Raw genomic sequence first — 19,564 nt, 5'->3', positions numbered from 1 at the left:
GAGCTTAGCCAGCTGGTCTACCCAGCGCATAGAGCTTCCAGCCGGCCTGCCGCCACCGCTCGACGGCAAGGCAATTACGGCCATCAACAATGACTTTGGTGCGCACCGTATCGGCGAGCGTCTCGGGGTCCAGGTCGACGAACTCGTCCCACTCGGTCAGCACCAGGACAGCGTCGGCACGGTCGCAGGCCTCGGCGACCGACGTCGCGTACGTCAGGGTAGGGAACAGCCGGCGCGAATTCTCCATCGCTTTGGGGTCGTAGACGTTGACGGTCGCGCCGTTGAGCTGTAGCAACCCGGCAACGTTCAATGCAGGCGAATCGCGGACGTCGTCGGACTCGGGTTTGAACGCCGCCCCCAGGACGGCCACGTTGGCGCCGAGCAGAGAGCCTCCGCATGCGGTGGTCGCCAACTCGACCATGCGGGTACGGCGGCGCATGTTGATGCTGTCGACCTCGCGCAGGAACGTGAGCGCGTGATTGGCGCCGAGCTCGCCGGCTCTCGCCATGAACGCGCGGATGTCCTTAGGTAGGCAGCCGCCACCAAAACCCAAGCCGGCGTTGAGGAACCGTCGCCCGATGCGGGCGTCGTACCCGAGGGCGTCGGCCAGCGTCGTCACGTCGGCGCCGGCGGCCTCGCAGACCTCGGAGATCGCGTTGATGAACGAGATCTTGGTGGCCAGAAAGGCATTCGCGGAGACCTTGACCAGTTCCGCCGTCTGCAGATCGGTCAACAGGAACGGCACGCCGTCCTCGAGCAGCGGTGCGTACAGCGCCCGGATCGCGGCCTCGGCCAGCTGCGACTCCTTTTGTACGCCAAGGACGATGCGGTCGGGATGCAGTGTGTCGTGGACGGCGAGTCCTTCTCGCAGGAACTCGGGATTCCACGCGATCTCGACGGGTATCCCTTCCGCGCTCAGCGCAGCGGCACGGTCGACGAGATCGGCTGCGGTTCCGACGGGCACGGTGGATTTACCGACGATCACCGCGGGGCGGCGCAACTGGGGTACGAGCGCATCGATCACCGCGTACACGTGCCTCAGGTCGGCGCCGTATTCACCCTTCTTCTGCGGTGTTCCGACGCCGAGGAAGTGGACGTCGGCGAAGTCGGCAGCCTCGGCGTAGTCGGTGGTGAAGTGCAGTCGGCCGGTATCGAGGTTGCGCTGCAACATCTCTGGCAGTCCCGGCTCGTAGAAGGGGACGTCGCCGCTGGCCAGTTTGGCGATCTTGCCGGGGTCGATGTCGACGCCGATCACCTCGTGGCCGAGCTCTGCCATCCCGACGGCATGGGTGGCGCCGAGGTAACCGGTGCCGAAAACGGTGCATCGCATAGTGCCTCTATAGGTGCCCGGAATGAGGTGGTCATAACGCGACACTGGCCGCCAGATCAACGGGAAGTGACGGTCGCGTGCCGCGAAATTGGGATCGGTAGCCCGCGGCGTGCTCTGTACTGATGCCATGAGGACAACACCCCTGCTCATCTCAGGTGCCGCCGCGGCGCTTCTGCTCGCCGGCTGCGGTTCCGACCGCCCCGAGGCGCCGTCGACGACGACGACGGTCACCGTGACCGCTGCGCCCTCCACGACCACAAAGCCGTCGGCAACCGCGGAGCCATCCGCAACCGCGTCCCCGGCGCCGTCCACTACGGCCGCCCCGCCCCCGTCACCAACGGAAACAACGCCTGCCGTACCGGCGGCGTGCGGCAACGCCGATCTGACCGTCGCCGCGGGACCCGTGGCCGAGGCGGACACGCTGCGCCGGGTGGACGTGACGTTCACCAACAGCTCAGCGCAGGCGTGTGTCCTCGTGGGCTATCCGGGCGCCGACCTGGTGACGGCGGCCGGCGGAGTGCTGGTGCATGTCGAGCGCCGGCCGCAGAACTCCGCACCGCATCTGGAGCTGCAGCCGGGCGAGAAGGCGACCGCCGACGTGCAGTCGTCGGCGATCGACACCGCTACAGACAACGGATGTGGGCGCACCGGAACGCTCGTCGTCACAGCACCCAACACGACGAAATCACACCTACTGGAGGTGAACCTGCCGATCTGCGACGCGACGATCAGCTCGGTCGGCTAGCCGCGGCCGCCCCCACCGGGCGCGCAGAAGATCAGGAAACACTTCTCGCCGCCCGAGGATCCGCTGCCCGAACCGCCACGCGACGACGACCCCGAACCGCTCGGCCCGCCGAAGCCGGCGGAACCACCCGAACCGCCGTAACTGCCGGATCCGCTGGGGTAGTCGTCACCACCGCGACCGCTCCCGGAGTTCGATCCGGGCCACTGCGGCGTCTGCGGCACCGGCGGCACCTGAGGAACCTGCGGCTGCGTCATCGGCGGCGTCCACGGCGGGGTCTCCGGCTCTTCGGGCTCGGGAGCCTCCGGCTGGCTCGGCCATGTCCACGCGGGCTTCGGCGGCGCGAACACCGGCCATTGCCGCTGCGGCACCACGATGATCGGCCGAGGCACCACGACAGGCGCAGGCACCGGGGCCACGACCGGGGGTGCCGGCACCGGCGCGGGAGGCGGCGCCGCCGGGGCGGGCGCGGGAGCCGGGGCGGCGGGAGCCGGAGCGGGGGCCTGCTCGACGTAGACGGTGCGCGGCGCCTGCTGTGGAGTCTGCTGCACCGCGACGGGCACCGGAGGCTTGATGGTCTCCGCCGATGGTGGCGGGTCGGCCGGCACCTGGGCGGCCTGCTCGATCGGCGCGGGCGCGGGAGCCTGGCTGCTCGGCACGATCGCCGCTTGTGCCGGGCTGGGCCGCGAATCGACCGTCGGCCGGATGCTGACGGCGAGCGAGATGACGAGGGCGACCACGCCGATGACGAACACCGACGTGAGCGCACTGCCGACGAGGAGGAAGGGCTTGCGGCCCTCCTCGACCTCGCGCATCTCGGTCTGTGCGAACTCGTCGACCACCTCGGCGCCGACGGGCGCGAGCTGGGTGTCCGCGCCGGCGAGCCCGGCATACACCGAGCCGGCGGTGTCGCCGTCGGGATCTTGCGAGTAGGCCAGCCCGACCGTGGTCGCTTCGAAGGCGGGCGCGGCGGCGGACGCCAGCGCTGCGCCGCGGGCCAGGGCGAGGTCTGCGTCGTCGGGCGCGCTGACAGGCAGGGCGACGAGGTGTTCGAGATGGGACTTCACGGAGCTGACGTCGACACCGGAGCCGACGACGAACATTCCCTGCGGCGGGGTGTCCTGCGCGGCCACCGCGTGAGCCATCTCGGTGAGCACGGCCATGGCGTCGGTGCTGTGCAGGGAACGGCTGAGGACTTTGACCACCGAGCCGTCGTCGGTGCGAACCACCGACAGCGTCGCGGTGTCCCGGTCGACGAAGAGGAGAGCGGTCGTGTCGTATCCGACCGCGCGCCCAACCGCTTGCGCCAACGAGGCGGCGGCATGGCTTTCGGCGACGAGCATGACGTCGTCGATGCCCTGCGCGGTGAGCGCGTCGCGTAGAGCCGACGCCTCGGTGTGGTCACTCCACGTGACGCCGATGGATTTGAGGTGATGCCCCCCGGACTCCGCGCTCTCCTTGGTGCCCTGGATGGCGGCGACGACATGTTCGGCAACGTTTGCCGAAGCGTCGGGCGACGTGACGTCGAAGACGTCATGGTCAACGGTGACGCCGTCTGCCTTTTCGCCTTCCACCAGCACCATGCGGACCGTCGTAGGTGTCATCGACACACCGAGAACGATGTCCACTCGACCCCTCCAAATATTTGCTGCAGCCTGGTCGCTGTACGGGCCCACCTGGGCGGTGAGCACTGACAACTAGTACTTCATCGGCGCGGACAGCCACGGTGTTACACACGTCGCGGTTAGCTGTACGACGGTGATTCGCAGCCGGCGCGCCAGTTGTTATGACATTACCCGCCGGACGGTGATTCCCGCCGCGGTCAATTCGACCGGAGGAAGTTCTGGTACGACCGCGACGGCGTGGGGCCGCGTTGGCCCTGGTATTTCGAGCCCACCTTGTCGCTGCCGTAGGGATACTCGGCCGGGCTGGTGAGCCGCAGCAGACAGAGCTGGCCGATCTTCATGCCGGGCCACAACGTGATCGGCAGGTTCGCGACGTTCGACAACTCGAGCGTGATGTGGCCGGAGAACCCCGGATCGATGAAGCCCGCGGTCGAGTGCGTGAGCAGGCCGAGGCGGCCCAGCGAGGACTTGCCTTCCAGGCGGCCGGCGAGGTCGTCGGGCAGCGTGCAGCGCTCGAGCGTGGCACCGAGGACGAACTCTCCGGGGTGCAGTACGAACGGCTCCCCTTCTTTGGGCTCGACGAGGGTGGTGAGGTCGTCCTGCCGCAGTGCGGGGTCGATGTGCGTGTAGCGGGTGTTGTTGAAGACGCGGAAAAGGCTGTCGAGGCGGACATCGACGCTGGAGGGCTGGATCAGACTGTCGTCGCACGGGTCGACGCCGAGCCGTCCGGCGTCGATCTCGGCCCGAATGTCGCGGTCGGAGAGCAGCACGGGACGAGCGTAACGGCGGGAATCCGCCCGGGGGCGGGCGGCGGGCCTCCACACAGAACGCGCCGGTTGTGAACGGTTGGGAAAAATTCACAGAAAATCTTACGTCAGCAACAATTTTTCCCACAGATTCCCGCACGAATTTGCGAACGCATGTTAGCTTCGATCCCGTCACCAGTTTTGCTATCGGGGATGGCCGTGTGATGCGGCGACTGGTGTCTCTGTCCTATCCCACGTGTCGTCGTGGTGCGTTGCTGCCCGGGGGGCCATCGCGTCTGCACGTTCCACCGTTGTGCCTCAAATATCAAGTCCGGGCTGTCAATTGGGGGAAACATCCATGAAAGCACGGTCAAACAATCGGCACGCGACTGCGACAGCGGCGGCGCTCGCCCACGGTACCCACATCGGGCGCGTCGGCGCATTAGCTGTGGTAGTGGGAGTCGGGTTTGCGATAGCCAGCAGCGCCACCGGCGTCGCGTCGGCTGACAGCGACTCCACATCCACCAGCTCGTCCTCGGACAACCAGTCCGTCTCGCGGCCGGATTCCTCACCCTCCGCCACGTCGACGTCCACGCGAGGCAAGCGCGGCTCCACCAAGAACGACAGCTCCGCCAAGAACAACAGCTCCGCTGACGATGCGTCGCCGCGTACCCAACGACGCAACAAGCTCGAGAAGCCGGCCGCGCCCACACGAACGACCAGAACGGATGACGAGGACGCCGTCGAGGTCCGCGGGACTGACGCACCTGCGGTCGCAGCCCCCGACGCGGAGGCCACGCAGGCGGAAAGCGCCCCGAAGGCTCCCCTCCGCAGGTCTGTGGCGCGGCCGACGAGGACCCTCATCGCGACGTCGGTGGTGACGTCGCCGCACGTGGTGGCCGAGACGGCGGTCGTGGAGCTCGACGAACCGGCAGCGCCGGCCGAGCCCGACGCCCCCGCCGGTACCGGCCTGTGGAGCATGCTGAGCGTCGCGAACCGGGAGTCGCGGCGCACGCTGTTCAACCGTCGGCCCGTGCTGGACAACCAGCAGGTCGACGTAACGCTCGACGAGTACGAGGACGTCAGCGTCCCGATCGCGTTCGGCGGCACGGATGCCGACGACGACCCACTGACCTATCGGGTGGCGCGGGGAAAGTGGTTCGGCCCCAAGCACGGCACCGTCACCGTCGACCCCGCCACGGGGACATTCACCTATGACGCCGACAACGAGTTCGCACTCACCGGCGGCCGGGACAGATTCCTGGTGCGGGTGTCCGACTACGACAGCGACGACTTCCACGTCCACGGCCTGTTCGGGGGGCACAGCGACTGGGCGATCATCACCGTGAACGTCGCAGCGACCGACCGCGCGCCCGTGGCCGGCAACGACAGCGTCACCGTCGACGAAGACGGCCTGCTGATCGTCAGCCCGGGAGACCTGCTGGCCAACGACAGCGACCCTGACGGTGACGACCTGTCCATCGACGGTTACACCCAGCCTGAACACGGTGACCTCTGGATCAACCGCGACGGCACCTTCACCTACGACCCCGACGACGACTTCACCGGCACCGACACCTTCACCTACACCGTCACCGACGGCATCAAAGCCACGACCGCCACAGTCACCGTGACCGTGAACCCCGTCAACGACCCACCCGTCGCGACCGACGACGCCGTGTCCGTCGACGAGGACGGCCTGCTCGTCGTCAACCCGGCCGACCTGCTGGCCAACGACACCGATATCGACCGTGACGACCTCTCCGTCGAGGGCTACACCCAACCCGAGCACGGCGACCTCTGGATCAACCGCGACGGCACCATCAGCTACAACCCCGACGCGGACTTCACCGGCACCGACACCTTCACCTACACCGTCACCGACGGCACCGAAAGCGCCACGGCGACAGTCACGGTCACCGTCAACGCCGTCAACGACGCACCCGTCGCGACCGACGACGCCGTGTCCGTCGACGAGGACGGCCTGTTGATCGTCAACCCGGCCGACCTGCTCGCCGACGACACCGATATCGACGGTGACGACCTCTCCGTCGAGGGCTACACCCAACCCGAACACGGCGACCTCTGGATCAACCGCGACGGCACCATCAGCTACAACCCCGACGCGGACTTCAATGGCACTGACACCTTCACCTACACCGTCAGCGATGGCACCGAAAGCGTGACCGCCACAGTCACTGTCACGGTCAACGCCGTCAACGACGCACCCGTCGCCACCAACGACGCAGTGGAAGCCACCGAGGACACCTCAGTCACCTTCCCGCGAGATGCGCTGTTGGGCAACGACACCGATGCCGACGGTGACACGCTGACGGCGGTCATCGGGGCGGCGCCGGCCAACGGCACACTTGTCCACAACGCGGACGGCTCATTCACTTACACGCCCAACGCCAACTTCAACGGCACCGACACCTTCACCTACTCGGTGTCCGACGGCACCACGACCAGCGCGCTGGCCACGGTCACGATCACTGTCGCGGCCGTCGACGACGGGCCGGTGGCCACCGACGACGCGCTGGACGCCACCGAAGACACCTCGGTGACGTTCCTGCCGGGAACACTGCTGGGCAACGACGTCAGCACCTCGGGCGGAACGTTGGACGTCGACTCGTTCACCCAGCCGGCCAACGGCACGCTGGTGCGCAATGGCGACGGCTCATACACCTACACGCCAAACGCGAACTTCTTCGGCGTCGACACGTTCACCTACACGGCGACGGATGGGACCTTCTCGAGCGGACCGGCGACGGTGACAGTGACCGTCGAGAGTGTCAACGACGCACCGGTGATCACGGGCGTGAACACCGGCGCCGCCGACCCGACGTCAGGAGAGGTGCGGGGCACGGTCGGCGCGACGGACCCTGAGGGTGGGACGATCACCTACAGCGCGCCGGTGAATACCCCGTACGGAACCGTGACGATCGATCCGAACACGGGCGCGTTCGTCTACACACCGACGGACGACGCGCGAGCGGCGGTCAGCGGCGGAACGACCGGCGGGACGATCAACCTCACCGATCCCTCGCAGTTCACCCAGGGCACGTTCGGCAGCACTACGGACGGACTACGCAACATCAGTCAACTGACTCAGCGCGGCGCCACCCGGAACTACATCGCGACGTTCTTCACCGCGACCGCCACGCAGACATACGTCTTCGGCCAGACGGAAGCCCCTGTGGACACCGTGATGATCATGTACCGCGGGACATTTGACCCCAGCTCGCCAGAGACCAGTGCCGTGGTTCTCAACGACGATAGCCGCGCACACACCGTGCCGGTGACCGGCTGTGGCGGCAACACGGGGTTCTGCCCGCGGGTCACGCTCGATCTCGTCGCGGGAGAGCAGGTCTCGATCGTCGTCACGACGTTCTCTGCGGGCAGACCCCTGGGACTTCCGCAGACCTTCTACACCAGCGGTCCGGGACGGTTCAGCACCACGCCGCCGGAGGACACCTTCGTGGTCACCGCCACCGATTCGAGTGGCGCGACGACGACGGTTTCGGTGCAGGCGCCGATCACACCGCTGCCGGTGAGCGTCGCCCTCTGACCTGACGTGACGACCTCGCCTGGTGTGCGCTCGAGTGCACACCAGGCGAGGTTTCGCGCGTGTTAGCCTTGCCCTTCACAACACGGCCGATGTAGTTCAATGGCAGAACATCAGCTTCCCAAGCTGAATACGCGGGTTCGATTCCCGTCATCGGCTCCAGGAGAAGCACTGGTCACAGCGGTTTGCGGGCGGACAGTTCTGGACTATCAGTTGAGATTTGTCCGTGACTTGTCCGTGCCTGTGCGGAAGGACTCCCCGAAATCCGTTTGCCCGCCCCCACGGCTACGGCCAGTAAGATCGAGGAGCACGTGGCGAGGGAGGAGTCGGAGCGATGCCCGGGGATCGAAACCTCGCCATGCTCATTGGCAACGGTCTAAGCATTGCTTTCAGTCCTGAGCTGCTGCTAAGCAGCATCAGCGAGGAAATGACCCGGCGGTTCACGAACGAATACACCGGTAGCGATTCTGTCGCAACTGCCATGCAGAACGTCGCAAAGCATGTTCCGCAAAGCGGAGACCCCGAGAAAGACTTTGAAGCCCTGATTGGGGCCTTCGGGGGCCAGAGCGACGTGCTTCAAGACTTAGCCATATTTGCGGACCTAACCAGAAATTCCGATCCAGAGATTGCCGACGCGATCCAGCGAGTCCGTGAATTCGTGAGCGAAGTACAGCGTCGCGGCATTGGCCACACGCTTGAAATCATTGCCGAGCGCTCATACTCTGATTATGATCGACGGCAGCCGCTGTCTGATTTTTTTGACGAAGTGTTGCAAAAATTCGATCAGCACGTCACCGTCGCTAATCTCAACTACGATACGCTGGTTCTTTCGGTACTTACAGAGAGCTATAGCGAGATCCTTAGCGATATGGCGAACGGCCGCTATGACGCAGGCTCCGTGGGAATTGGCGGCATAAGGTACGCCGTCAAGCGACTCCGCGCCACGGAAGCAGAGTTCATGTCGCTACACCAGCGGCGGTTGAGGTTACTCCACCTCCACGGCTCGCTCACGTTCTGGCGATTTGGTGCGGACAACTATTGCAAGCTTCCCGTAGATGCAGTGCGCAGCGACATCTGGGAGGTCTACCGCAACGAAGACACCTTCAGCGGGCAACCTTTAGTGATTCTGGCAAATCAGCACGAAAAGACTGACTATATAACTCAATATCCTTATAGCTTGGCGTATTCGGTTGCTGAAACGGATTTTAAGAATGCCGATAATTGGCTAATTGTCGGCTATTCGTTTCGCGATGTGTGCGTCAACAACCTATTGAGTCAGTGCTGGGAGGCAAAAAGAAACCCCCCAAACATCTTGGTGGTTACCCACAGCGACAATCTCAAATCCGAGACGGTTGAGGATGCGTTCGGATGGCCGCGGGGAAGCGCAGCCTCGCACCACCTGGCGATTGACCGAGGCGGCGCCTTCGGCCTTTCAACGTCTGGACTTTGGGGCGATTTCTCGAGCCCGTAAATCGTTTGACCCCGGCCTCAAGCCTTTCGGCGAGACCGGGGCCAGTCGACTAGAGCACAGGCCATATAGGCCATCCCCCACGCTGGTACTGAAGCCGTTTGTTTCACCGGCCACATCGGGGCGCACTGCCAACAAGCATAGATGAGTTTCCGTACGACATCGAAACGACGCGCCAAACCTGTACAGGTGCCACCGGTGGGAATAGTCCTTCAGCGTCGAACAGATGTTCTAGACTTGTCGGACCATCCCGCTACCGTCAACATCATGGGCGCAGATCAGCCTCACCACGCGGATAACCGCCGATTGTCATCCGATGACAGTCGGTGCCCATACACTGTCGATATGACGGAGTTGGGGACCCCGGCCAGAAGCCAGATTTCCGTTGAACAGATCGCGAGTGCGATTGCGGCCAGCTGGCAAGCGGATGGTCAGACAACTGTCGAGATGCTCAGCCCATCTGCGTGCTATCTCTACGAGCGGAAGCTTGTCGAATGGGTATTCGAAGACGCCAATTCTGCTGCCGCCCTTAAGGACACGTTCGATCAGATCCGCAAGCGCGGAATAGATGTTGCGATTGTGCTGCCCATGCCAGAACTCGGTCGGGCTCACGAAGAGTTGTGGGGCACAGGTCTTCATCTTTACGGCTGGATTGACAGGGGCGACAAAATAATTCGCTTCATAGGCCCCGAGGTTGCGTAAATGCCGGTTTCCCTTGTAACGCAGACGGAAATCGCACTGATCTGGGACTTCGATAAGACTCTTACAACTGGATATATGCAAAAACCTCTCTTTGAGCGCTTCAGCGTCGATGAAAGCCAGTTTTGGGATGAAGTCAATGCCCTTGAAGAGTTCTACGAGAAATTCGGGCTCAAAGTGTCGAGCGACACCGCCTACTTGGAACACACTCTTAACTACGTGCGGTCAGGAAAGTTCCCCGGTCTCACAAACAGCATACTCAGGGAGTTAGGTGCTCAGGTCGAATTGGCGCCCGGCATGCCTGAATTCATGCAGCGCACAAGAGATTTCATTGCAGGCAATCAACGCTACGTCGACAACATTATCTCGGTTGAGCACTACGTTGTGTCCACAGGGTTCCGTCAAATGATCGAAGGCAACCCGATCAACGAGCATCTCGACGGTGTGTGGGCGTGTGAACTTCTACCTGATGCCCCAACGGCCTTCGACGGAATCAATTGGGAAGGACAATCTTTCGATCCCGATGGCGTGCTAACACAGATCGGCTACACAATCGACAACACGACGAAGACACGTGCCATCTTCGAAATCAACAAGGGAATCAACAAGCTAGAGGGAATCAACGTGAACGCCCGAATGGCTGCCGATGAGCGGCGAGTCCCCTTCAAGAATATGATCTACATCGCCGACGGCCCAAGCGATGTGCCCGTATTCTCGGTCGTTGGCCAGAATGGCGGCAAAACGCTTGCAGTCTATGGTGAAACGAATTATGACGGCGTACAGCAACTCCAAGACGAGGGCCGCGTAAACAACACAGCTCCGGCGGACTATTCGCCCGGCAGTGCTGCCGACCGGTGGTTGTTTCGATGGATCGGAAAAATCGCCGACTCGATCTGTGACGACCGCGATCAACGCATCGGCAACTTCACGAATCCAGCCGGCCATATCACCAAATAGCTTGGCGTAAAAAGCAACTCAGTAGCGTCGCCGCAACCGCACTACGTTGTTTCCCGTTGGTTCCGCCAGGGCGGCAAGTTTTGCCATAGCCGCACTCGCGCCCTCATCGGTACGGAATAGGTGCGTTCAGATCGGCGGGTTTGCTGGACCCGTCCTTGCTTTGTCAGTTGATGCGGGCATACTGGAGTCAGATCCGAAGTTGACCGCAGCCCGGCTGCAGGCACGCTTAAGGGTTGTCGCACAGGTGATTTCACTACGAAGTTGGATGTGTACCCACAGGTCAGTACATCGCCGAGAACTAGCTGTCACAGCTTCCCAAGCTGAATACGCGGGTTCGATTCCCGTCATCGGCTCCACACACCGACCTGCGTCGATCGACTACCGATGGAACAACGTCCGCTGGGAGACGAGCGGCGACCATCCGTACCTCTGCGAGCGGACACTCGTCGTCGACGGTGCGGCCAGTTCCCGCAGCACATTCAGGAAAAGCTTGTCCATCTGCGGGCTGAGTTCGGCGAGCTCCGCGGCACTCGCGTGCCCGACGGATCCGAAGACCCGCGCGAGCGTCGCCGAGTCCGCCGCCGTGCCGATCGACAGGCACAGGCACGCGACACCGTCTGCGCGCAGCTCGGCCAGCGCCCGCTGGGTGTCGGCCTCGGCGTACTTTCCTTCGTACCCACTGTCGTAGGGATAACCGTCGGAGAGCACGACGAGCAGTCGGTTGGGCGTTCCTGCTTGAGCTTTCACGATTTCGCCGGCACCCCGGATGCCGGCGCCCAGACGGGTGAAGCCGAACGGTTGCAGCCCGTTGAGACGGGCTCGCTCCACCGCGCTGAAGCGTTGCGCGAAGGACTTGATGCGCAGCAGATGCACGTCGTGGCGACTCTGCGAGCGGAACGCGTAGAGCGCGACGCGGTCTCCGAGCTCTTCAAGGGTTACTGCGAGAGTGGCCGCGGCGCGACGTTGGTGGTCGTGCACGGTCAGCCCGCCGGCGTCGGTATCGGTAGCCGACCCCGAGGAGTCGAGCAGGATGAGCACCCCGAGGTTGCGAGCCAGCTTCCGCCGTTCGGTGTAGACGTTCTCCGGCGGCGACTGTCCGCAGCGCAGGTCGATGGCCATGTCGATGAGGGGGTCGAGGTCGAGTTCGTCGCCGTCGGGGCGGCCACGCAACACCGTCAGCCCGAGTCCCACCCGGGCCAGCCTGCGCTTGAGCACCTCGTCACGGGCCACGCCGCCGGCTGTCGCGTCGGCCGCCGCAGTGAGCGGTAGGTCAAGGACACGACACCAGTCGGGCCGATACCGACTGCTGAAGACGTCCCACTCCGGGTGGAGCGCACCGCCCACTCCTACTGCCGCCCCGGGTCTGTCCTCGTCGGAGAACTGGATCCGCGTCGGTAGTGGCCGGGCGCTTGCGCCCACCTCGCGCGTTCTGCGGGCTGACCCGACCCGCAGCTCGCCGCCGGCAGCGTTTCCCTCGGAGGGTTTGGAGTTGCCGAACAGCTTCTTGAGGAAGTCGGCGACGGTCGACGAACCGGTCAGCGGCGCCTCGAACAGCTGAAGGAGCTTGCTCCCCTCGGTCTCTTCGCGGTTGTCGTCGCTCTCGTCGTCGGTGTCCGACGGGGTGAGCTGCAAACGTAAGTCGCCGTCACTCGGGGTGGAGCCGCGCGACGAGGTCGCCGCCAGGAGCCGGGACGGCCGCAGCACTCCGAACCAGGGCGGCGGCTCTTCGAGCCGAGTCCGGTTGCGCGCCAACGCAAGTGAATCCTCAGGGCTGCTCGTCAGTGGCCCGTCGGCGGGCGCGAGTGTGCCGGCCGACGGCATCCGGGCGGCCAGGTCGGCGAGCGCACGCCGACCCTCGAGGCCGAGATAGCGTCGCGCCACCGATGGCCGCCCCCGCAGGAATTTCACGTGCGCGGGACGCAGACTGCCGGCTCCCAGCAGCGCGCTCTGGACCAGCACCTCCCGCCGTTGTTCGGTGAGGTCACCGCCGACGGAGACGAACACCACTCCGCCGTCGGTGTAGGCCGCCTCACCCGCTGGGGCGGACGCCACCTCCAGCGACCGGCCGGCCACGAAGCCCGCCAGCAGCGCGAAGCGGCCGGGGCCGGAGGGGTCAGGCTCGGCCACGAGCCGACAGGACCGCGTCGACCAGCTCACCGAGGGCGCGGATCATGCCGGCATCGTCGGAGAGCACCTGGACGATGGCGGACTGCACGGCGCTGCGCACACTGAGCCCTTCCGCCACCAGGATTCCCGCCAGCACGAGCAGGCGGGTGGACACCACCTCGTGCAGCGGAGAACCGTCCAGGGTGCGGATCGCCGTGCCGACACTCACCATGGACTGTGCCGTGGTGACGTCGACACCGGATTCGCGCGCGACGACGTCGATCTCGATGTCGGGCGGCGGGAAGGCGAGCTCGATAGCGACGAACCGCTGCCGGGTCGACTGCTTCAGGTCCTTGAGGACGCTCTGGTAGCCGGGGTTGTAGGAGATCACCAGCTGGAAACCGGGCGCTGCCTGCAACGTGATGCCGAGGCGGTCGACCGGGAGTTCGCGCCGGTGATCAGCCAGCGGGTGGATGATGACCGTGGTGTCCTGACGCGCCTCCACGATCTCGTCGAGATAGCAGATCGCCCCCGTCCGGACTGCGCGTGTCAGCGGGCCGTCCACCCAGACGGTCTCGCCCCCCTTGAGCAGGAAGCGACCTATCAGGTCGGCTGACGTCATGTCTTCGTGTCCGGCCACGGTGATCAGGTCTCGCCCCAGGTCGTGGGCCATCGCCTCGACGAAGCGGGTCTTGCCGCATCCGGTGGGTCCCTTGAGTAGAACGGGCACACCCCGGCGGGCGGCCGCCCGAAAGACCTCGACCTCGTCTCCGACCGCCCGGTAATACGGTGCGGCGGAGGCGGTGTCAGGAAGCGGCGACGTTGTGGGTGTGGTTGTGATGGTCACTACTCAATTCCCCGTCTCGAAGGGCACGGTCCGAGGCATCTCGACGCCGTCGGGCAAAACCAGCTGTCCGTCGACGTTGACGTAGCCGGACTCGCGGGTGGGGATGGGCAGCGCGGGATCGGGGCAGGGGGTGCCGATGCCTGGGCCGCACAGCCCGTTGGTGAAGTACGAGCGCTTGACGGTGTCCTCCGGCCAGCGGTCGCCGTGCATGGCGAAGAACTGGATCGGGACGTTGAACAACAGGAAGAAGCACGCGCTCACCGCACCGAAGACCGCAAGGAACCGCGTGAACTGCTGGGTGACGAAACCGCCCCGCACGTGGTCCAGTCCGCGTTCGACGATGGTCCGGCCCCGATCGTCGGTGAAGTACCGCAGGCTGCACAGCGCGGCCTGCACGCCGGCCCACATCAAGCCTTCGTACACCGGCCACTGGTAATAGGTGCCGGCGTTCAACGACAGCGACTGGATCGCGCCGGGGTAGCTGTACAGCCCGGTGGGCAGCAGGATCAGGCCCTCCATCATGAAGTCGAGCACAAACGCGGCCGCGTAGGTGACGAGGATGAGACGCAGGTTGCTGATGTCGGGCCAGCGCGACTTCACCTTCCGCATCAGCCAGCACCCGAGAATGGTCAGCATCAGCACACCGGCGGCGTAGCCGGGAGAGTTCGTGAAGATCGGCTCGGGCACCATTCGGCCGGGTTCGTCCGGTGAGACCCAGCCCGGGATGTACGGCGTCCAGGCTCCGAAATTGGGGAGCCAGCTGTTATAGGTGCACCAGGTGTTGAACCAGTTCAGCAGAGGGTCCTGGAAGAACATCAACCCCATCGAGATGAACAGCAGGCCGTCGAGGGTGATCCGGCGCTCTCGGCGCCACGGCCTGATCAGGAACCAGTAGAAGGCGATCGGCAGGCCCACGCAGACCACGACCATGTTGATGATCAGCGGGACTTTCATGTAGAGCGGCGGATCGCTGGGTCCGCCGGGAACTCGAGTGAAGTAAGGCCCCAAGACCCACCGGATCCACACGTAGAGCTGCAGCAGCAGAACAGCACCACCTACTACGGCCCACACCCGGACCGCCTTGCTCGGGGGCTGTGCCGATGCGCCGAGATCGGGCACCGTGCCCAGTGTTTCGGTGACCGGGGACCCGCTCTTCCTGTTCGCTAGCTCGCTCACGTCCGGTAGATCCTCTCGTCAAGCGCCGCATCCTGCGCTCACCGAAGATACCACCCAGTATCTGAGCATCCCAATGGTTTTTCAGAGTTTCTGGCAGACTCACAGCATGGTCGAGCGATGGACGCGGGAGCGCCGCCTAGAGCGCACGCGCACACTACTGCTCGACGCCGCCGAAGAGGTGTTCGCCGAAAAGGGTTTCACGTCAGCAAGTCTCGACGACATCGCGCGAGCAGCCGGATACACGAAGGGCGCGATCTACAAGCACTTCGCCACCAAAGAGGACTTCTTCCTCGCTGTCAGTGACCGCCACTGGCGTCGGTACTTCGACAACTTCGCCGACGTCCTCTCGGCGGCCACGGAGGTGGGCGCGCGAGAGCTCGACGCCATCGCCGCGCGCTGGCGTCAGCTAGCCGCCGATCGCGGAGCCGAGTACGCCGCGCTGGGTCTCGAGTTCGCGCTGTACCTCCATCGCAACCCGGAAGCGCGACCGCGCGTTGCCGCCAAGCGGGCCGAGGTCATCGAAGCACTGTCCCGATTCATCGTCGATGGCATCGACAACCTCGGTGGCTCGCTATCGATCTCGCCGGCGATCTTCGCCCAGATCTTGGTCTCTACAAGCGATTCCGTGGTGCTGGGCAGTCAGATCGATGACGTCGACCTGTTCCGCCCAGTCATCGAGATGTACCTGTCGGCCATCAAACTGCCCTGACCGGCACCTCGTGGCCCGGCAGTGGCTCGTAGACGAACCAGTTCCGGCCACCGAAGTCGAAGATCGCGGTCAGGACCGCCTCCACCACTGGGTTCCACACGGGGCGCGCCGGATAGCCCAGGGGCAAGACCACGGCGTCGGCGGTGCCTGCCGGCGTCGGGATCGGGATGTCCTGCCCGGGCAACCCTTCTGCCTCCTCGCGAGAGACGTCCAACATCTGACACAGCGACGGGTTCACGTACAGAGCGTCACCAGCCGTGGTGAACATAGCCTCGCCGAAAGGCGCGTTCTCCCTGCTGATGTGGAGCAGTCGTTGTGCCTCGTCTCGAGCTCGTTCGGCCTCGACTCGTTTGGTGACGTCGGCGACCTCGACGTATAGCCCGTGCACCTGCCCGTCGATCACCTCGGGCAGATACGACGCCTGCACATGCCGGGTGACACCGTGTCCGTCGGTGAGTGTCTTCTCGAAGACCTGGTCGCGGCCGCTCATCGCTGCCTCGACATAGGGGCGGCTGGTCTCGCCGAGATCGCCGACCAGCAAGTCGAAGATGTGGCGGCCCCGGATCTCGGCGGGAGTCTTCGCGAAGAATTGCGTGTGGGCGTTGTTCGCGATCACGTTGCACAGGTTGGCGTCCCAGTAGGCCACCATCGACGGCAACCGATCGATGAGTTGCCGCAATTGGAACGCATTGTCGTGGCCCGGCTCGTCTGACATCGATCGCCCCTTTCCGCTCACCGGAATCCGCGATGACACGGCGACTCCCTCTGCCGCAGCCTTCCACATTCCGGCGACCGCACGAGCCTCACCAAGCCTCAACGGGCGGGTCAGCCAGTCCCCAGGATCTGTGCAGCCCCTGTCCAAACTCCGTCCCTACCCTCGCGGAGGCGTCGGGGAAGCACGACACAAGGAGCACTGGATGAAGGCGAAATCATTCGTCACATGCGCTGCAGTGACTGCCGGGATCGGCGCTGCTGTCCTCGGCCTGGGTGCCGCCCCGGCAATGGCGCAGCCGGGCGGTCCTGGGCCCGGCCCTGGCTGGCATGGGCCGCCTCCCCCGTCGCCTCCGCCGCCCGGTGGGCCCGGTTGGGGACCGCCGGGGCCGCCCGGGGGACCGCCGCCGCCCCCACCCCCGAACTGGGGTCCCCCACCACCTCCGGACTGGGGTCCGCCGGAGGGCCCAGGGTGGCGCGGTCACCGACCACCATGGGGTGACGGTCCGGCGCCGTGGGGCTTCGGACCGCCCCCGCCGCCCCCTCCGCACGGGCCTCTCCCTCCACCGTGGGGACCGCCACCTCCGCCCTTCGATTACTGGGGGCACAGGGTGCAACCGGTCTTCGATCCGGGCTTCCACGCATGGGGTTTCTGGTTCTTCGGAATCTGGATTCCGCTCTGATCCCCGGCGGTGCCGGATCGCCCCTTCAGGACGGTCCGGCACCGCATCAGATCTCGGTTCGGCGACACAACGGATACAACCGATTCCGCCTACCACTTCCCACCCTGACCAGGCCGTACATTGCGAGTCACTATGGCAAGGGTTTTCCGCACGCTTCTCCGGCCGATAGCCGCCGTCGCCGCACCGGCAGTTGTCGCCCTGGCCCTCGCCGGCTCCGCGGCCGCCGACCCGGCACTTCTCAACGGCACCTACGGCTCCACCGACGGCGATCCGTACAACGTCTGGACCATCGCCACCAGCTGCAGCCCCGCCGGCTGCACCGGCACCGTGTCCAGCAACCAGGGGTGGACGGCGCCGATCACCTTCACCAACGGTCGCTGGAACTTCACGGTGTCCAAACCGGGCGGCCTCACCTGCGACGACGGCCACTACGAACCAGCTGTGGTGTCGATGTCGATCGACCCCGTGACCCTCGGCGGCGTGGTGTCGTCGGATTCGAACTACGGCTGCGCGGGCGGCATCGTGACCCAGAGCCCGTTCCAGCTGCAGAAGGTCGGCTGACCTTCCGGAACTACAGCGCCTCGCGGATGTCGTTCTTCAGCGCTTCGGACTGAGTGCCGAACACCGCCTGTACGTTGTTGCCCACCTCGATGACGCCGGCGGCTCCGAGCGCTTTGAGACGGCCCTGGTCGACCTTCGACTTGTCGGCGACCTCCATGCGCAGTCGGGTGATGCACGCGTCGACGTTGACCAGGTTCTCGCGACCGCCGAACGCCTCGATGAGTTCTTCGGCTTTCGTACGCGTTGTGGTCTGAGCGGGCGCGGCCACTGCGGTCGTCGTCGCTCCGTCCGCGCCGGCCTCCAGGTTGGCCTGCTCCTCGGCCTCGAACTCGTCTTCCGGCTCACGTCCCGGGGTACGCATGTTGAACTTCGTGATCGCGAACCGGAACAGCAGGTAGTAGACGACGAAGAACACGACGCCCATGCCGACCAGCAGCGGAATGTTCTTCGCGGCCGGTGCCGTGCCGTAGAGCAGCAGGTCGATCAGGCCGGCCGAGAACGAGAACCCGAGATGGATGTCGAGCAGGTACGCGATCGCCAGCGACAGGCCGGTCAGGACCGCGTGGATGACGTAGAGCGGGAACGCCACGAACATGAACGCGAACTCCAGCGGTTCGGTCACGCCGGTGAGGAAGGCGGTCAGCCCCGCTGCCGACAGGATGCCGACGGCGACCTTGCGCTGCTTCTTGTTCGCGACGTGGATCATCGCCAGTGCCGCCGCGGGAAGACCGAACATCAGGATCGGATAGAAACCGGACGTCAGGATGCCCGCGGTCGGGTCTCCCGCCGCGAATCGGGTGAGTTCGCCGGTGACGGTCTCTCCGCCCGGGGTCTGGTAGTCGCCGTAGAGGAACCAGATGTAGGAGTTCGGAATGTGGTGCAGCCCCAACGGGATCAGCATTCGATTGGCGAATCCGTACACGAACGCGCCGATTGCTCCGGAACCGCCGATGAACTCACCGAGGCCGGTCAGCCCGGCGTCGAAGATCGGGTAGAAGTAGCTCATCGCGAATGCGAGGAACAGGCACGCCAGCGAGACGACGATCGGGACGAAGCGTCGACCGCCGAAGAAGCCGAGATACGAGGGCAACTCGATCGTGTGATACCGGTCGAACAACCAGGCCGTGAGCAACCCGACGACGATGCCGGCGAACACGCTGTAGTTGATCAGCGCCTGCTCACCGGATTTGTCGACCTCGCCGGCCAGCACGATCGGCGACATGGTCTTGAACACCGCCTGCATCACCAGGTACCCGACGACTGCCGACAGCGCCGTCGACCCGTCAGCCTTCTTCGCGAAACCGATGGCGACACCGACCGCGAACAGCAGGGGCAGGTTGGTGAACAGCGCGTCGCCGGCCGCACTCATCGCCTTGAAGAAGGCGCCGATGACGGGGACCTCGATCCGTCCGAGCAGATCCGGCTGCCCGAGCCGCAGCAGGATGCCCGCGGCCGGCAGTACCGCGATCGGCAGCATGAGGCTCTTGCCCAGCCGCTGCAATTGGGCGAATCCGGGTATCCGCATACCTGACTTACTCTGCGCTTCTTGTGGTTTCGCAGATCGATCCGTCACAGGTCAGCCTTCCTTCTCGCCGGTTCCGTGCCCGGGCGCAAGTTCTGCAAGCCTATTCTTGGTGCG

16 protein-coding genes and 1 tRNA gene are annotated in these 19,564 nt (G+C 64.9%); 9 read left to right on the top strand and 8 right to left on the bottom strand.

Annotated features, from left to right (window positions below; all coding sequences use genetic code 11):
- Positions 1-4: 4 nt before the first annotated feature.
- Positions 5-1,330: a UDP-glucose dehydrogenase family protein gene (locus tag ACZY1G_RS02515; protein ID WP_463821506.1), complete on the bottom strand. Its 1,326-nt coding sequence runs from the start codon at positions 1,328-1,330 to the stop codon at positions 5-7.
- Between the two features lie 127 nt (positions 1,331-1,457).
- Between ACZY1G_RS02515 and ACZY1G_RS02510 the strand changes: the two genes are divergently transcribed.
- Positions 1,458-2,075: a DUF4232 domain-containing protein gene (locus ACZY1G_RS02510; RefSeq protein ID WP_463821505.1), complete on the top strand. Its 618-nt coding sequence runs from the start codon at positions 1,458-1,460 to the stop codon at positions 2,073-2,075.
- Here ACZY1G_RS02510 and ACZY1G_RS02505 read toward each other — a convergent pair.
- Entirely contained in the window at positions 2,072-3,700 is a 1,629-nt protein-coding gene (locus tag ACZY1G_RS02505; protein WP_463821504.1) for a DUF7159 family protein, read from the bottom strand. The genes ACZY1G_RS02510 and ACZY1G_RS02505 overlap by 4 nt on opposite strands.
- A 194-nt stretch (positions 3,701-3,894) precedes the next feature.
- Positions 3,895-4,467: a dCTP deaminase gene (dcd, locus tag ACZY1G_RS02500; RefSeq protein ID WP_463813452.1), complete on the bottom strand. Its 573-nt coding sequence runs from the start codon at positions 4,465-4,467 to the stop codon at positions 3,895-3,897.
- Between the two features lie 430 nt (positions 4,468-4,897).
- Here dcd and ACZY1G_RS02495 point away from each other — a divergent pair, with 430 nt between their 5' ends.
- The 5 genes from ACZY1G_RS02495 to ACZY1G_RS02475 all read left to right on the top strand — a co-directional run bounded on the left by ACZY1G_RS02495 (position 4,898) and on the right by ACZY1G_RS02475 (position 11,132).
- Complete coding sequence (locus ACZY1G_RS02495) at positions 4,898-8,011, top strand: tandem-95 repeat protein (RefSeq protein WP_463821503.1); 3,114 nt, start codon at positions 4,898-4,900, stop codon at positions 8,009-8,011.
- 85 nt (positions 8,012-8,096) lie between these two features.
- Positions 8,097-8,170: transfer RNA gene (locus ACZY1G_RS02490), tRNA-Gly, on the top strand.
- A 172-nt stretch (positions 8,171-8,342) separates the two neighbouring features.
- Positions 8,343-9,479 carry an SIR2 family protein gene (locus ACZY1G_RS02485; protein WP_463821502.1) on the top strand — a complete coding sequence of 379 codons (1,137 nt, stop codon included), beginning with the start codon at positions 8,343-8,345 and terminating at the stop codon, positions 9,477-9,479.
- 342 nt (positions 9,480-9,821) lie between these two features.
- Positions 9,822-10,178 (top strand): hypothetical protein, encoded by a 357-nt coding sequence (locus tag ACZY1G_RS02480; protein WP_463821501.1) that lies wholly within the window; start codon positions 9,822-9,824, stop codon positions 10,176-10,178.
- A complete protein-coding gene (locus ACZY1G_RS02475; protein WP_463821500.1) occupies positions 10,179-11,132 on the top strand; it encodes an HAD family hydrolase in 954 nt (317 codons plus the stop codon).
- A gap of 378 nt (positions 11,133-11,510) precedes the next feature.
- Here ACZY1G_RS02475 and ACZY1G_RS02470 read toward each other — a convergent pair whose 3' ends face one another.
- Genes ACZY1G_RS02470 through ACZY1G_RS02460 form a run of 3 tightly spaced genes read right to left on the bottom strand, consistent with a single transcriptional unit; the run spans position 11,511 to position 15,261 of the window.
- Positions 11,511-13,259: a nitric oxide reductase activation protein NorD gene (locus ACZY1G_RS02470; protein ID WP_463821499.1), complete on the bottom strand. Its 1,749-nt coding sequence runs from the start codon at positions 13,257-13,259 to the stop codon at positions 11,511-11,513.
- A complete protein-coding gene (locus ACZY1G_RS02465) occupies positions 13,246-14,085 on the bottom strand; it encodes an AAA family ATPase (RefSeq protein WP_463821498.1) in 840 nt (279 codons plus the stop codon). The genes ACZY1G_RS02470 and ACZY1G_RS02465 overlap by 14 nt, the downstream gene beginning before the upstream one ends.
- A 3-nt stretch (positions 14,086-14,088) precedes the next feature.
- A complete protein-coding gene (locus ACZY1G_RS02460) occupies positions 14,089-15,261 on the bottom strand; it encodes a spirocyclase AveC family protein (RefSeq protein WP_463821497.1) in 1,173 nt (390 codons plus the stop codon).
- A gap of 106 nt (positions 15,262-15,367) precedes the next feature.
- Between ACZY1G_RS02460 and ACZY1G_RS02455 the strand changes: the two genes are divergently transcribed.
- Positions 15,368-15,970: a TetR/AcrR family transcriptional regulator gene (locus tag ACZY1G_RS02455; protein ID WP_463813447.1), complete on the top strand. Its 603-nt coding sequence runs from the start codon at positions 15,368-15,370 to the stop codon at positions 15,968-15,970.
- On the opposite strand, the gene ACZY1G_RS02450 is transcribed toward ACZY1G_RS02455, so the two are convergent.
- Positions 15,957-16,685, bottom strand: a complete 729-nt coding sequence (locus ACZY1G_RS02450) for a PAS domain-containing protein (protein ID WP_463821496.1) — start codon at positions 16,683-16,685, stop codon at positions 15,957-15,959. The genes ACZY1G_RS02455 and ACZY1G_RS02450 overlap by 14 nt on opposite strands.
- Positions 16,686-16,887: 202 nt before the next feature.
- On the opposite strand from ACZY1G_RS02450, the gene ACZY1G_RS02445 reads away from it, so the two are divergent.
- Positions 16,888-17,364, top strand: a complete 477-nt coding sequence (locus ACZY1G_RS02445) for a hypothetical protein (protein WP_463821495.1) — start codon at positions 16,888-16,890, stop codon at positions 17,362-17,364.
- A gap of 132 nt (positions 17,365-17,496) precedes the next feature.
- Positions 17,497-17,925: a hypothetical protein gene (locus tag ACZY1G_RS02440; protein WP_463813442.1), complete on the top strand. Its 429-nt coding sequence runs from the start codon at positions 17,497-17,499 to the stop codon at positions 17,923-17,925.
- A 10-nt stretch (positions 17,926-17,935) separates the two neighbouring features.
- Here ACZY1G_RS02440 and ACZY1G_RS02435 read toward each other — a convergent pair whose 3' ends face one another.
- Positions 17,936-19,450: a PTS transporter subunit EIIC gene (locus ACZY1G_RS02435; RefSeq protein WP_463813441.1), complete on the bottom strand. Its 1,515-nt coding sequence runs from the start codon at positions 19,448-19,450 to the stop codon at positions 17,936-17,938.
- Between the last annotated feature and the right edge of the window lie 114 nt (positions 19,451-19,564).

Source organism: Mycobacterium sp. IDUB_5 (assembly GCF_055419565.1).
Note: the sequence above shows the minus strand (reverse complement) of the source record. Positions and strands in the feature narration are given on the sequence as shown.

Excerpts from the sequence above, each read along its gene's own strand:
- ACZY1G_RS02515 (WP_463821506.1), bottom strand. The coding sequence starts at position 1,330 with ATGCGATGCACCGTTTTCGGCACCGGTTACCTCGGCGCCACCCATGCC.
- ACZY1G_RS02510 (WP_463821505.1), top strand. The coding sequence starts at position 1,458 with ATGAGGACAACACCCCTGCTCATCTCAGGTGCCGCCGCGGCGCTTCTG.
- ACZY1G_RS02485 (WP_463821502.1), top strand. The coding sequence starts at position 8,343 with ATGCCCGGGGATCGAAACCTCGCCATGCTCATTGGCAACGGTCTAAGC.
- ACZY1G_RS02480 (WP_463821501.1), top strand. The coding sequence starts at position 9,822 with ATGACGGAGTTGGGGACCCCGGCCAGAAGCCAGATTTCCGTTGAACAG.
- ACZY1G_RS02475 (WP_463821500.1), top strand. The coding sequence starts at position 10,179 with ATGCCGGTTTCCCTTGTAACGCAGACGGAAATCGCACTGATCTGGGAC.
- ACZY1G_RS02455 (WP_463813447.1), top strand. The coding sequence starts at position 15,368 with ATGGTCGAGCGATGGACGCGGGAGCGCCGCCTAGAGCGCACGCGCACA.
- ACZY1G_RS02450 (WP_463821496.1), bottom strand. The coding sequence starts at position 16,685 with ATGTCAGACGAGCCGGGCCACGACAATGCGTTCCAATTGCGGCAACTC.
- ACZY1G_RS02445 (WP_463821495.1), top strand. The coding sequence starts at position 16,888 with ATGAAGGCGAAATCATTCGTCACATGCGCTGCAGTGACTGCCGGGATC.
- ACZY1G_RS02440 (WP_463813442.1), top strand. The coding sequence starts at position 17,497 with ATGGCAAGGGTTTTCCGCACGCTTCTCCGGCCGATAGCCGCCGTCGCC.
- ACZY1G_RS02435 (WP_463813441.1), bottom strand. The coding sequence starts at position 19,450 with ATGCGGATACCCGGATTCGCCCAATTGCAGCGGCTGGGCAAGAGCCTC.